The organism is Flaviflexus sp. (assembly GCF_052087705.1).
GTDB lineage: Bacteria > Actinomycetota > Actinomycetes > Actinomycetales > Actinomycetaceae > Flaviflexus > Flaviflexus ciconiae.
The window spans coordinates 36,471-49,621 of the sequence record NZ_JBQCYC010000009.1; the positions used below are offsets into that span (position 1 = coordinate 36,471).

Consider the following 13,151-nt stretch of genomic DNA (forward strand, 5'->3'; position numbering starts at 1 on the left):
GCCGTGCACACCGATCCACTCGCCACCCGGACGGGCACGCACTGCGATGTGTAGCTAGTAGCGTGCCAGCGGCTGGCAGATCGGGCAGAAGGTTGAGGAGCGGTTCATGAACTGAATCTTCTTCATCTTCGCTCCACATTTGAGGCAGGGTTGTCCGCCTCGGCCGTAGGCGCGCAGTGATCGTTCGAAGTAGCCGGACGCTCCGTTGACGTTGACATAGAGGGAATCAAACGAGGTACCGCCCTGCTCGAGGGCTTCACGTAAAACCTCGATGGACTGGGTCCAGAGTTCGGTCAGCTGGATGTAGGACAGCCCGTTGGTCTTACGGCGGGGGTTGATCTTTGCTCGGTAGAGCGCCTCATCGCAGTAGATGTTTCCCATGCCAGAAACAAGAGTCTGGTCGAGCATCGCGCGCTTGATCTCAGTTCGCTTGGCCCTGGTTCTCGTGTTCAGGTCGGTAATCTCAAGGGCAGGATCAAGCAGGTCGCGTGCGATGTGGGAGACGGGTACAGGGATCAGCGTGGAGGTGGTGCCCTTGCCTGCCGGGGCTCCGTCGTGGACCTCAACCAGGGAGGATCTTTGAATGTATCCGAAAGTGCGCTGGTCGATGAAGCGCAGGTGGGCGCCGTCTTCGAAGCGGATGAGGGCACGCAGGTGCGGGTGGGCCAGTGGTTCTATGCCGGGGGCGCTGACGAGAAGCTGGCCCGACATGCCGAGGTGGAAGTTGAGTGCCATCCCCGACATTTCGAACCACAGGTACTTGCCGCGCCTCGCTACGGCTTCGACCTGTGAGCCTGCGAAGGCTTGCAGTCCTTCGACATCGCCTTCTGAGCGGCGTACCGCGCGTGGGTGGAGGGGCGTGATCGTTTGGAGGGTTTTGCCATTGAGGAGACGGTCCAGGCCCTCGCGGACCGTCTCAACTTCGGGTAGCTCAGGCATGGACGGCCTTGCTCAGTGCCTCGTAGCTCGCCTCCGCCGCCGCCATCTCAGCCCTGGCTCGGGACGTTCCCTCGCCCTCTCCCCAGGCCTTGCCATTAATCATGGTGGTGGCAACGTAGTGCCTTGCGTGGTCGGGGCCGGACCCCTCGATCTTGTAGGAGACATCCCCGAGCTTGCCTTCGTTCGCCACCATCTGGATCGATGTCTTCCAGTCGAGTGCCGGGCCGGCCTTAGTTGCGTCAACAATGTAGGGGGCAGTGAGCTTCTCGACCACTCCCCTGGTCTTATCAAGACCAACGGTTAGGTACGTGGCCCCGATGAGCGCTTCGAGGGTGTCGGAGAGAATCGACGGCTTGTTCCTGCCGTCCGTAACAAGCTCGCCGTTGCCCAGCAGGATAAATCCATCGAGACCAATGGTTTTGGCAATGCCCGCGAGCGGGGTCTCGGAAACTGCCGCTGCCCTGATGGGAACAAGCTCGGCTTCTGACATGTCCGGGTAGTCGTGGTAGATCCGGTCGGTCACGATGATCGACAGGACCGAGTCACCGAGAAGCTCAAGCCGTTCGTTGGTGGGAACGTTGCCGTTCTCGAAAGACCAGGAGCGGTGTGTGAGGGCCTGTTCGAGAAGGGCCTCGTCGATGTCTACTCCCCAGGATGCTAGGAGGACTTCACGGTCGGTCCGCGCCGGAGGGTTGACCTTCCGGCGCCCCTTCGAGCGGCTCATTTCTCCTGTTCCTCCGCCACGAGCTTCGCACGGAGCTCATCGAGGGGGCTCGGGGGCTCTTCCTCGGTTTCGTGGAAGTGATCCTCGGGAAGCTCCGCAAGACGCTCACCGCAGACGCTGCACAGGCCGGGGCAGTCCGGCTCGCACAGGGGAATGAATGGCATCTGACCGACAATCGTGTCCCGTACGAGGGATTCGAGGTCGATGGAATCGTTGACAATCAGGGGAAGCTCCTCCGCTTCCTCATCACCGGATTCCTTGAGAGCCTTGGCCCGGTTCTCGTAGAAGTAAAGTTCAGCCAGATCGGCCGTGCCTTCCTCTTCAATTTCCCGAAGGCAACGAGCACATTCGGACACCTGGTCGTAGTCAACTCGTGCGGTGACGAGAACCCCTTCCGATACTGACTGGAGTGATCCCTCGATGTTGAGGTCTCCAACGGTTCTCACCAGGTCTGTCGCAAAATCGGGTGACTCGATGGTCCGGACCAGGTCAATCCGGGCCCCTTCCTGTCGGCGCAGGTCCTGGAGCGAGATGCGGAATGCATCGGACATGGTGTTTCTCCTTATCGAAGGGGCGGGCCCCGCACCAACAGATGGTCGGGGCCCTAGCGTCATGCTCTATTATTCGGCGACGGTTGCTGAACGCAGCATCCACGCCTGCTTTTCAAGTTCTGTCGCGATACCAATGAGGAGGTCACCCGACAGGGGATCTGCCTCGTCAACGGTCTCGAGGTGCTTCTTGATGTTGTCGGAAGCCGTCTGGAGCTTCGACTCAATCGTTTCGTAGGCGTCTGACACCTTAATCCACGAGGACGAGATGTCACCAATGCTGGAGTCCGTTGAAACGGTCACTGCACGACCATCGGGCGACGAACCGATCGCAGCGAGACGCTCGGCAACATCATCGGAGGACGTGCGGGCCAGGTCAACAATCTCGTCCAACTGAAGGTGAAGCGAACGGAAGCGCGCACCCTGAATGTTCCAGTGCGCCTGCTTGCCCTGGAGAGAAATATCGATGAGATCCACGAGAACGGACTGAAGTGCAGTAGCTACGGTGCTTGACATGTTTTCCTCAACTTTCCGGGAGAACTCCCACTACACCTCTAGTGAACACCGTTGCCGGGCGTCTCTCAACCTTTTTGCTCAACAGCGAAATAAGAAGAAACAATCCGTCATACCTGCTCATGCTCATGTCAAGAGGGTGTGGCGAGGCCTGCCGAGCACCCTGAGCCTTCGCTCAAGCGACAAAGCCCAAGGCCGAGCTCGCCAGAATCTCCCTTTGGAGCCCGGTCTAGGAGCCCAGTTCCCATGGATTGAGGTCCCAGCGTTCGCTGAACTTCACTTCCGAGCATTCGTTCAGCTTGGCCCTAGCATTAGTTTTTCAGACCTCGATCAAGCGTTCTTAGAGCATAGTCCATCTGGGGCGAGCGTTCTTAGTGCTTGCGGCTAGCGCTCGTTCTCGTAGGGCGGTTCGAACTCTTCTTCTTCGTCTATGGGGCTGACACGGATCTCGTTGAGGCGTGGCTTGTGCTCCTCCTCAGCGTACTGGTTTACTTCCTCAACCGGACCGTCCTGGTCGTAACCATCGTGGTCAAGGTCCTGGTCGCCTTCATAGTCCAGCTCTTCTTCAGTCACGCCCTGGGCCTCGGGAGCGGGCTTCTGCGATCCGTGTACGCGGGCCTCTTGGCGCCGCTCGAGCTCTTGACGGCCGGCGTGGACCTTTGTGAGGAGAGATTCGAGTTCGGCCTGGAGGAAGCCGAGGGAGTCATCCGAGTAGCGGTCGGCTCCCGCGTTCATGCGTTCCGCTTGCAGGCGTGCCTCCTCGAGGATACTGGCAGCTTCGTTGCGGGCACCTTCGGTGATCGCATGCTCGGTGACGAGATCGGCGGCCTTTTGGCGGGCCTGAGCGATCGTTGCCTCGGAGTCTGCGTGGGCGCGCTCCAGGATGGTCTTAGCCCTGCGTTGCGCGTCTTCCTTGACCTCCGAGGCTTCGGCGATGATGCGGTCGGCTGCTTCGATCTGGTCGGGAACAATGTCGCGAGCTGTTTCGAGGAGGTCGAGAACCTCGGAGCGGTTGATCATGGCTGAGGCTGACATGGGCACTCCGCGAGCGCCCGCAACGATCTGGGCTAGTTCGTCGAGGACCGCGATGAGGGAGTCTCCTGCGACCGCGTTCTGTTCAGTCTCGTATTCGTGCTCAGACATTCGTTTCCTTTCCTGTGAGCGCCGCCGCGACTGCCGCCGGGACGAGGTCGTCTATGTTACCGCCGTGCCTTGCAACGTCTTTGACGAGGGAGGAGGCTATGTGGGCGAGTTTTGGGTCTCCCATGACAAATACTGTCTCGATTCCGGACAGGTGTCGGTTGAGGAGCGCCATGGACTGTTCTCCGTCGTAGTCGGCCGCTCCTCTCAGGCCTTTGACGATGGCGGAGGCGCCGACGTCTTTGACGAAGTCGACGAGGAGCCCGTCGATGGGCATGACTCGTGCACCGGGCAGGTCGGCCACGGCGGACTCGGCGAGGCCGAGTCGTTCCGATGGGGAGAACCGATAGTTCTTGGAGGCATTCTGGGCAACTCCAATGATCACTTCGTCGAACATTGTGAGTGCTCTGCGCACCACGTCAACGTGTCCGAGGGTGATCGGGTCGAACGATCCCGGGCATACGGCAATTCTCATGAGTCAAGACTACGTGCATACTCCGCGCCGAGCGCGGACCAGATGACGGTGTCGCCCCATGTCTTCTCATCGTCTTTCACCAAAGAGCTTGGCCACGTGGGTTCGGGAGAATGCTTATCCCGTTCCACAAGGAGTAGGCCGTCGTGCACGAGGAGCGGTGCCGCTTTGGCTATTGCGTTAGCGAGAACCTCTTCCGCCATGTCGTATGGCGGGTCGAGGAAGATGAGGTCGTAGGACCTGCCAATGGTGCCAAGGAAGGCTTCTGCCTTCTGGTTGACGACGAGAACGTCAAGGCCGGTTTTCTTGGCGTTGGCTTTGATCGTTGAGACTGCTTCGCGGTTGGCGTCAACGGCGGTCACTGTTCGTGCCCCGCGGGAGGCTGCTTCCAGGCCAAAGGCTCCCGACCCTGCATACACGTCCAGGACGTCGGTGTTGTCGAGGTATCCGCGGTGTTCGAGACGGGAGAAGATTGCTTCTCTCACCATGTCGGGGGTGGGACGGGCCGACTTGGGCACCTTGATGGTGGTTCCCTTGGCGGTTCCGGAGACGATGCGGGGCATTAGTTCCTCCCGATGTAGTCGGTCTCTGACAGTTGGCGTGCCGAATCAACGGCCGCCCGCAGTCCGGGCCAGGTGGCCAGCGTAGGGTCCTTCTCGATGAGCTCATCGGCGGACTGCCTGGCTAGATCAATGATTCTCGAATCTGAGCGGATCCGCAGGTGTTTGAGGTGAGATTGGGAGCCGGACTGGCTGGCCCCGAGCACATCGCCTTCCCTGCGCAGTTCCAGGTCTTTTTCCGCGAGCGCGAACCCGTCCCGGGTCGCGGCGAAGGCATCGAGGCGTTCCGATGCGACGGTGCCTGGCGGTGCCCAGGAAAGTGCGAGGCAGATACCGGGGCGGTTGCCTCGTCCGATGCGTCCGCGGAGCTGGTGGAGTTGGGATAGTCCGAACCTATCGGCGTCCATGATGACCATGGCGGTGGCGTCGGGAACATCGACACCGACCTCGACCACGGTGGTGGCGACAAGGATGGGGACTTCACCGGATTGGAATGCTGCCATGGCGGCATTCTTCTCCTCGGGGCCCATGGGGCCGGTGAGAGTTCCGATGGGAATACCTTGGAGGGCCGGAAGTGTTCTGAGCTGCTCAGTGAGTTCATCGACGGAGGCAAGCGGTGGGCGCGTACCTTCCTCGGCTTCTTCTAGCAGTGCCGGGTTCTCGGTGGGGGTGATCCGGGAGCAGATGACGAAGGCCCTGCCGCCGCCCTGCACTTCTTCGGCGACGCGTTCCCAGACGCGGTCCACCCATGTTTCTTTAACGGCGGGAACAATCGTGGTAGTGACTTCCTGTCGTCCCGCCGGGAGCTCGGTCAACTCAGAGACGTCGAGGTCACCGAAGACAGTCATGGCAAGTGTTCGTGGGATTGGTGTTGCCGTCATGACCAGCAGGTTGACGCCACCGTTTGCTCGCAGAGCATCGCGCTGGTCCACACCGAAGCGATGTTGCTCATCGACAACGGCGAGGGAAAGGAAGGGGATCTGAACGTTGTCGGAGAGGAGCGCGTGGGTTCCGACGACGATGCCGGTCTCTCCCCCGGCTAGCCGGCCAAGGACGGCGCGTTTCTGCTTGGCCCCGAGGGAGCCGGTCAGGAGGTCAACGCGGGTGCCGATATCGGAGCCGCCGAGCATTCCGCCGGCCGCCAGGTCACCGAGCATCGTAACAATCGAGCGGTAGTGCTGTTCGGCAAGGACCTCGGTGGGTGCGAGCAGTGCGGCCTGTCCCCCACCGTCCACCACTTGAAGCATGGCACGAAGGGCGACGACGGTCTTACCGGAACCAACATCGCCCTGGAGGAGCCGGTTCATGGGGCGGGCGGACGACAGATCATCGGAGATAACCTTGCCGACCTTCTTCTGTCCATCGGTCAATTCAAAGGGCAGTCGCTGATCGAACTCATCGACGATGCCACCCGAGAGGTGGGGTCGCGGTTCAGAATCGACGGAGGTGGCTTCGTGACCGCGCTGGGCGAGAACCGTTTGCAGGATCAGGGCTTCTTCGAACTTCATGCGTTCCCGCGCCCGCTTCCAGTCATCATCGGTGACCGGGCGATGCAGGGCTATCAGCGCATCGTAGGCACCCATGAGATCGTGCAGGGAACGGAACTCATCGGGAAGCGGTTCGGGTATGTCATCGGGTTGGACTTGGTCGAGGATGGAGCCAATGGCTTTCTCAATCGTCCAGGTGGGCACTTTAACGCCCGCCGGGTAGAGGGGAAGCGGTCTCGCTATTTCCTCTTCGTTGACATCCCCCGCATCTTCCAGCACCTGATACTCGGGGTGAGTGAGCTGCAGTTCCCCACGGTACGAAGAAACGGTTCCAGAGAAAGTAGCTACAGTTCCCGGTTGGAGCTTAGATTCGTGGAAGGCCAACGGCCTGGAGGACTTAGCGAAGAACGTGAGCGACATGTCGTACACGCCATCAGAAATAGTGACCTTAAGAAGGAAACCCCTTCTCGCATTCATTGGTCGTAGGCTCGTGCCAAGCACATGGGCGACAACGGTGACGCTCTCACCTTCAACAGCCCGCGACAGTGGAACCAGTTCACCGCGGTGAACGTAGCGCCTTGGGGCATGCGCGAGGAGATCCCCCGCAGTGCGGAGTTCCAGCTTTTCCAGGGCCTTCGCTGTACGCGCTCCGAGCATCCGATCCAGCGGTGTCTCCAAAAGCGTCAGTCCATCGGTGGCAACAGCCTTCATTATTCCCTCCCCGTCCAAGAGTAGCGTCACGACCGGACCTGCTGAGGTAAGCTTTCATACCTGTGACCGAATCACGAAACCGCAATAGTGTGCGATACCACGTCCCCGTCAGGACACTTATCTTGGCACTTGCGGTCACCCTCGGTTAATATAAACAGGTTGCATACTCCAGGGTATGCAGGTAAGGAGACGCCGCTGGCGTCTTGTCAGCGAGAAGATCAGGAGAGAACCGTGGCCTCAGTATGTGACGTCTGCGGCAAGGGCCCGGGCTTCGGCAAGAGCGTCTCGCACTCCCACGTGCGGACCAACCGCCGGTGGAACCCGAACATTCAGCGCGTACGCGCACTCGTGAATGGCTCCCCGAAGCGTCTGAACGTATGCACCAACTGCATCAAGTCAGACCGCATCGTCCGGAACACGAAGTAGCCTTTAGCTCATTGAACCCCCACCCCGGTGGGGGTTCAATCGTATCCCCTGGAAACTCACCCGTCGCACCAACCAGACTCGCTGCCTCCCCTCGCCTTACCGCATTCCTCGTCAATCCGTGGGATTCTGGCAAATTCCGTGGGGTTCTGACAGGATGCACTCCATTCAATGAAAATGAATAAGCAGGGCGCTAGCATGGCACCAACCATGGGAGGCCTCTATGCACAACCTTGAGGAGCAATTCACGATCCGCCATTTCCTCATCACTTACGATCGCAAGGCTGATCATCCGGTGGAGCTTCGGGAGTTCGGGACCGACACTGAGAGGGCACTTGATGCCTACGAAGAAACTGAAAAGCTCTACCGAGACCAACCAAACATTGACATCTTCCTCCTTGGGTCGGATTCACTGGAGTCAATGCGCAAGACACATGGGAACTATTTCGACGATGAACCAAGATTCCGTCTTAAAGTCGATGCAAAGCTCTTCAGCATCGTCAGCGGGGTCCTGCAAGGAGACTATGACGCGGCCCAGAAGCGCTCGGAGTAAGCTAGTGGGTCACGGACGGCGCCGATCTGTTGCCGGTTAAAGCATCTAGCTTTTTCTTCTCGTCACCGGGATCAGCCCAATCTTGAGTAATGGTCTTTTCCCTTACTGTTTAGTCTCGTGGCATCTCTCCCAGGTGTGTTCGCCCGACGACCGCTTACCCGAAGTGGTCCCAGCCTCCCATGGCATCAACTTGTTTGCCGTCAACCAGCACACCGGTCCCCTTAACGACTCGACCGATCTCATTCCAGCCATCGGGTACCGGGCCGTCAACGGTTGCGACGAAACCGTGATCTTCTCCCCCATAAAGCGCCTGCTCCAACGTGACATCGGGACTGGCGGCCGCGGTGACGAGAGTGGAATCCAGCTCGAGAGCAACACCCGAGGCTTTTGCAATTCTGCGGCAGTCTCTGACCAGTCCGTCCGAGACATCCATCATGGCGGTAGCGCCCACTCCGACTGCTCGGTTTACTGGTGGCTCGGGCCTGAGGAACAGTCGCACTGCTTTCCCGGTTTTCCCTGCCTGAATGAGCTCATAGCCGCGCGCGGAGGCGCCAAGGTTACCGGTATGGACGATCTTGTGTCCGGGGCGGGCTCCCGAGCGTAAGACCGGCTCCCGGCCCTCCATGTCGCCCACCACGGTGCCGGCGGCAACAATGATTGGGCCGCGTGACAGGTCGCCACCATCAATAGCGATCGGGCCAGAGAGCGAGTATAGGTGATCACAGGCTTCTCGAAGGCCCCGCGAGAAGTCCTCCACCCAGTCGGCAGTGACATTCTCAGGGATTGTCATGGCGACAAAGAACGACATGGGGCGGGCTCTCATCGCCGCAGCATCGGCCACGTTCTGCATGACGCACCGCCACCCAATGTCCGCTCCGCTCGACCAGTCCCTACGGAAATGAACGTTCTCAACGAGAATGTCGGTGGAGATGGCGACTTCTCCCTCGGGTGCCAGAACCGCACAGTCATCACCGGTTGGCACTGTCGCTGTTGAGGCCGGCAGGTGACGGGCGATAAGGGCTAGGAGTTCGTCTTCGCTCATGCCGCTATTCTCTCACCCCGCCAACATTTCACTGTCTTCTCACGGTCGGCGTCGCCGCCTTCACGTTTCATGGCACGTAATCCTGCACTGGTTGCCCTGGTTTGACCGATAGAGTTGGGGCGTGAAGTTCTCTCGTTTCCCCGTTGTCCTTGGCCTTGCTGGTGTTCTTGGCCTCGCCGGTTGCGCCAGCACCGTTGGTCTCGAAGCAACTCCGTATGCTTCTGACCCGAACTGCGCCAACATGCTCATGGCAACACCAGAGGACGTGTCGGGCTTCGAACGGTCAAAGACGACTGCGCAGGCAACAACCGCGTGGGGTGACGGAGCGTCCTTCCGATGTGGGGTTGAGCCGCCCTCCCCTTCCACAGACCGTTGCATCACCGTTGACGGTGTTGATTGGCTGAGCCTCGACTCCTCCGACCCCCGTATCCCAGCCAACGGCGGGGATGGCACATGGACGTTTATTTCCTACGGAAGAGTGCCCGCCGTAGAGATCGTCATCTCCACCCAGGCCGTTGGCGAGGGCACCGTGACGGATGTTCTCACCCAGTTCTCCCCCGCACTCAACCTCGTACCCGCCGAGAGGCAATGCCTGGGCCTGACCGAAGCACCTCAGGTCTACAACGACTCGGAGACAACCGAGCCATAGGGCTGGCAAAGCAGTGCCAGTTAAGCAACAGGATTAACGAGGCAGTTGTTCCACGACGTTCCCGGACCCTGCCACTGACCCGAGACCGGAAGCGCACTGCTATGAGATCCTTCGAGTCGACAAAGACAGCGACTCCGGCAGAGGCCGGAGACCCTTCTCTCCTGAAGGCTTTCGGAATCAGCAGTCACTCCCACGATTCTTGAGCATGGGAACCTCCGCAATTCTCTAGGAGCTCTTTACTGGCTCAGCGGGTTCCTACCTCAGCCCAATGTTTCGTTCGAGGGCCAGGGTGATGAGTTCGTCAATGAGTTCCGGATAGGTGAAGCCTGACCTCTGCCACATGAGGGGGTACATCGAGTAGGGCGTGAAGCCCGGGATCGTGTTGATCTCGTTAATGACGAGCGTTCCATCGTCGTAGAAGAAGTCGACGCGTGCCATGCCTTCGCAGTCGATTGCCTCGAATGCCTCAATCGACATTGCCCGCAGTTCCTCGCGGTGTGAGTCGGGGATGTTGGCGGGGATGGAGAGAACGAGGCCGTCGGTCTCAACGTACTTTGACTCGTAGTCGTAAAAACCGGAGTCCGCGTTGTCGAGCACGATCTCACCAGGCAGGGAGGCCCTCGGGCTGTCACCGTTGCGACCACCCAGAACTGCGCATTCGATCTCGCGGCCATTAATACCCTGCTCGACAATGACCTTCGGGTCGTGCTGCTGAGCTTCAGCGATTGCTGCATCGAGTTCGTCAAGGGATTCGATGCGGGAGATACCCAGGGAGGAGCCAGCACGAGACGGCTTCACAAACAGCGGCATGTGTAGCTTCGAGATCTTCTCGACCAGCTCGTCCCTCTTGGTCTTCCAGCCGTTGCGGGTAACGAGTACCCAGGTGCCAACAGGCAAGCCGGCTTCCCTCAGAATGATTTTCGTGTAGTGCTTATCCATGACGGCGGCGGAAGCAAAAACGCCGGAGCCAACGTACGGCATCCCCGCCATCTCAAACAGTCCCTGAATTGTTCCGTCTTCACCGAACGGGCCGTGCAGGAGCGGGAACACGACGTCGACGTCCAGTCGTTCTCCGTCCTTGAGGATCCCGCCGGTCCCGTAGGAGACGGTGATCGGTGAACCGGGACCAACTTCGGCCGTGCCGGTTCCGAGGATCTCGAGGTCGCTGATCCCCTCAACCCAGGTGCCGTCCTTGCGGATTCCGATCGGCACGATCTCGTACTTGTCCTGGTCGATCGCTGACATGACAGAGCCTGCTGTCATGCAGGAAACGGAGTGCTCGCCTGAGCTCCCGCCATAGATCAACGCGACTCGAATCTTGGTACCGTTCTTCACCGCTCGAGCCTATCAAGATAGTGTTCAATTCATGACGAACCCAGCAACGATTCTTGCTCAGTCCGGCCGTCCCGAACGCATCCAAGGCAATCCGGTTAACCCACCCGTTGTCTTCTCCTCGACGTACCGGAACTCCGGCACAGCTCCCGGGAACATTTATGCTCGCTGGGACAACGAGACCTGGAATCCGTTTGAGAAAACGCTCGCCGCCCTTGAGGGCACCGACTATCCGGCACTCGTTCATGCTTCCGGTATGGCGGCCATGACAACAGCACTGCATGCTGCCCCTCCCGGGAAGATCGTCGCACCCCGTCACTCCTACCACGCCTCACTGATCGTGGCGCAGGAGATGACGGAGCGGGAGGGTGGACAGCTCGTCACCGTCGATATCGCAAACACCGAAGAAGTCGTTGCCGCTCTTCCCGGTGCTTCCGCTGTTCTCATCGAGTCCCCCACGAACCCGATGCTCGAGCTTGCCGACATACCTACCATTGCCAAGGCCGCGCACGAGGCAGGTGCCCTTGTCATTGTCGACAACACGTTCGCCACTCCCCTGGGACAGCAACCGTTCATCATGGGAGCCGACATCGTCGTCCACTCGGCCACAAAGTACCTCGCGGGACATTCCGATGTTGTTCTCGGCGCAGTTCTTGCCAATACCGAGGAACTGCACCAGAGGCTGTGGGATTACCGCACGCACACCGGCGCCATTGCTGGCCCCATGGAAGCCTGGCTGGCCCTGCGTGGTATGAGAACTCTGTCCCTGCGGTTCGAACGGATCACCGCGAATGCCGCAGAGCTTGCTCGCCGGCTTTCCAATCATCCCCTCGTCGAGGCCGTTGCGCATCCCTCCCTACCGCACCACCCGAACAAGGAGCGAGCACCGAAGGGATGTGGTGTTCTCACGGTCCGCCCCACGGGCGGAGCCGAAGCAGCCGACCGGCTGGTTGAGGCAACAGAGCTGTGGCTCCCTGCCACGTCCCTCGGCGGCGTCGAGTCGAGCCTTGAGAGGCGCAGGCGCTTTGCAGATGAGGCGACAACTGTTCCGGAGGACCTGCTCAGGCTCTCCACCGGCATTGAAGACATGGAGGACCTCTGGGAGGACCTCGACCGGGCACTCACCCGCTCCCAGGCGTAGAACCGGCCTACTGGAGACCTGAGGCTCACGACAGAAACCGATATCTTGGGCCTCCGGTTTCGAACCGGGAACACGCATCGATAAGTAACGGTCACACGTACGAAAAGTCCGATATGAGAAGCGTTGCAGAAACGTTGCAGTCATGTAACGATTGCGACTAGCAATCGACGGGCTTCTCGCCCCACGAGTAAGTTAGGGCTATGAAAAGAATTGTTGTGGCTATTGCAGTGTCGGTCGTTCTCGCGGCGTGCGGATCCGACACCGATGGCCCGACGACAGCGCCGCAGACAACCACCGAAGGCTCGGCAGGTCCCGGAGAAGAGACAACCGAGCCGGCCTCCGAGGAGCCTACAACGGAGGACACCGCCGCACCGTCCGATGATCCCACGACGGAGTCCACGGACGAGCCGACGAGCGATCCCACTGACACGGGTGAGGGCAGCGGAGACTTCACGACCGGGCCATCGCAGTCAGCTGACTTCCCGGACCTGGTTGGTGCCTACCTTCCCGAGACAGCGCGCGTTGGCGGGCATGACACCTACGAACGTGTCGTCGTCGAGTACTCCGGCAACGAGGGAACACTGAACTGGTCCGCCTCCTACGAGGACGCCCCTATCCAGGACGGTTCCGGCTTCGAGGTCGACATGGGAGGCGAAGAGTTCCTCACCATCTGGGTCTCGGGCGTTACGTACCCGACCGGTGACCCCGGGGAATTCGAGATTAGCGGCCTCAACCAGGCAACCGCCATCCAGGACGTTCATGTCGACATGCCTTTCGAAGGCATGCACACCTTTTTCATCGGTGTCGATGAAAAACGCCCCTACCGCGTACAGGTCCTCAACGATCCCATGAGAATCGTCGTCGACGTCCAAAAATAGTCAGCTAAGCATTCACCAGGGCTAGCCCCACGATTCGGG

General features: G+C 59.9%; 15 protein-coding genes. 5 read left to right on the top strand and 10 right to left on the bottom strand.

From position 1 onward, the window contains the following. Positions 1–54 precede the first annotated feature (54 nt). The 8 genes from mutM to ACTHUY_RS06390 form a co-directional block, all read right to left on the bottom strand. A complete protein-coding gene (gene mutM, locus ACTHUY_RS06355) occupies positions 55–939 on the bottom strand; it encodes a bifunctional DNA-formamidopyrimidine glycosylase/DNA-(apurinic or apyrimidinic site) lyase (RefSeq protein WP_441654611.1) in 885 nt (294 codons plus the stop codon). Beyond that, a complete protein-coding gene (gene rnc / locus ACTHUY_RS06360) occupies positions 932–1,663 on the bottom strand; it encodes a ribonuclease III (RefSeq protein WP_441654612.1) in 732 nt (243 codons plus the stop codon). Before rnc ends, mutM begins: the two co-directional genes overlap by 8 nt. Continuing rightward, a complete protein-coding gene (locus ACTHUY_RS06365) occupies positions 1,660–2,214 on the bottom strand; it encodes a YceD family protein (protein WP_441654613.1) in 555 nt (184 codons plus the stop codon). Before ACTHUY_RS06365 ends, rnc begins: the two co-directional genes overlap by 4 nt. A gap of 69 nt (positions 2,215–2,283) precedes the next feature. Further along, entirely contained in the window at positions 2,284–2,727 is a 444-nt protein-coding gene (locus ACTHUY_RS06370) for a Dps family protein (RefSeq protein WP_126703618.1), read from the bottom strand. Positions 2,728–3,108: 381 nt separating this feature from the next. Continuing rightward, entirely contained in the window at positions 3,109–3,867 is a 759-nt protein-coding gene (locus ACTHUY_RS06375) for a hypothetical protein (protein WP_441675652.1), read from the bottom strand. Continuing rightward, positions 3,860–4,339 (bottom strand): pantetheine-phosphate adenylyltransferase, encoded by a 480-nt coding sequence (gene coaD, locus ACTHUY_RS06380; protein ID WP_126703620.1) that lies wholly within the window; start codon positions 4,337–4,339, stop codon positions 3,860–3,862. Before coaD ends, ACTHUY_RS06375 begins: the two co-directional genes overlap by 8 nt. Continuing rightward, the gene (locus tag ACTHUY_RS06385; protein WP_441654615.1) at positions 4,336–4,899 is read right to left on the bottom strand and encodes an RsmD family RNA methyltransferase; all 564 of its coding nucleotides are present in this window, start codon (positions 4,897–4,899) and stop codon (positions 4,336–4,338) included. Before ACTHUY_RS06385 ends, coaD begins: the two co-directional genes overlap by 4 nt. Next, positions 4,899–7,094 carry an ATP-dependent DNA helicase RecG gene (locus tag ACTHUY_RS06390; protein ID WP_441678181.1) on the bottom strand — a complete coding sequence of 732 codons (2,196 nt, stop codon included), beginning with the start codon at positions 7,092–7,094 and terminating at the stop codon, positions 4,899–4,901. The genes ACTHUY_RS06385 and ACTHUY_RS06390 overlap by 1 nt, the downstream gene beginning before the upstream one ends. Positions 7,095–7,325: 231 nt before the next feature. On the opposite strand from ACTHUY_RS06390, the gene rpmB reads away from it, so the two are divergent. Together rpmB and ACTHUY_RS06400 are read left to right on the top strand one after the other, a co-directional pair. Next, positions 7,326–7,520 (top strand): 50S ribosomal protein L28, encoded by a 195-nt coding sequence (gene rpmB, locus ACTHUY_RS06395; protein ID WP_126703623.1) that lies wholly within the window; start codon positions 7,326–7,328, stop codon positions 7,518–7,520. A gap of 220 nt (positions 7,521–7,740) precedes the next feature. Beyond that, the gene (locus tag ACTHUY_RS06400; RefSeq protein ID WP_441675649.1) at positions 7,741–8,070 is read left to right on the top strand and encodes a hypothetical protein; all 330 of its coding nucleotides are present in this window, start codon (positions 7,741–7,743) and stop codon (positions 8,068–8,070) included. 154 nt (positions 8,071–8,224) lie between these two features. Here the strand turns inward: ACTHUY_RS06400 and thiL are convergent, their stop codons facing one another. Beyond that, entirely contained in the window at positions 8,225–9,112 is an 888-nt protein-coding gene (thiL, locus tag ACTHUY_RS06405; RefSeq protein WP_441654618.1) for a thiamine-phosphate kinase, read from the bottom strand. A gap of 121 nt (positions 9,113–9,233) precedes the next feature. On the opposite strand from thiL, the gene ACTHUY_RS06410 reads away from it, so the two are divergent. Further along, complete coding sequence (locus ACTHUY_RS06410) at positions 9,234–9,761, top strand: DUF3515 family protein (protein ID WP_441654619.1); 528 nt, start codon at positions 9,234–9,236, stop codon at positions 9,759–9,761. A 255-nt stretch (positions 9,762–10,016) separates the two neighbouring features. Here the strand turns inward: ACTHUY_RS06410 and ACTHUY_RS06415 are convergent, their stop codons facing one another. Beyond that, positions 10,017–11,096 (bottom strand): D-alanine--D-alanine ligase family protein, encoded by a 1,080-nt coding sequence (locus ACTHUY_RS06415; RefSeq protein WP_126703627.1) that lies wholly within the window; start codon positions 11,094–11,096, stop codon positions 10,017–10,019. A 31-nt stretch (positions 11,097–11,127) separates the two neighbouring features. Between ACTHUY_RS06415 and ACTHUY_RS06420 the strand changes: the two genes are divergently transcribed. Further along, positions 11,128–12,234, top strand: coding sequence for a trans-sulfuration enzyme family protein (locus tag ACTHUY_RS06420; protein ID WP_441654620.1), 1,107 nt, complete (start codon positions 11,128–11,130; stop codon positions 12,232–12,234). Positions 12,235–12,434: 200 nt separating this feature from the next. Next, positions 12,435–13,112: an AMIN-like domain-containing (lipo)protein gene (locus ACTHUY_RS06425; protein WP_441654621.1), complete on the top strand. Its 678-nt coding sequence runs from the start codon at positions 12,435–12,437 to the stop codon at positions 13,110–13,112. Positions 13,113–13,151: the final 39 nt, after the last annotated feature.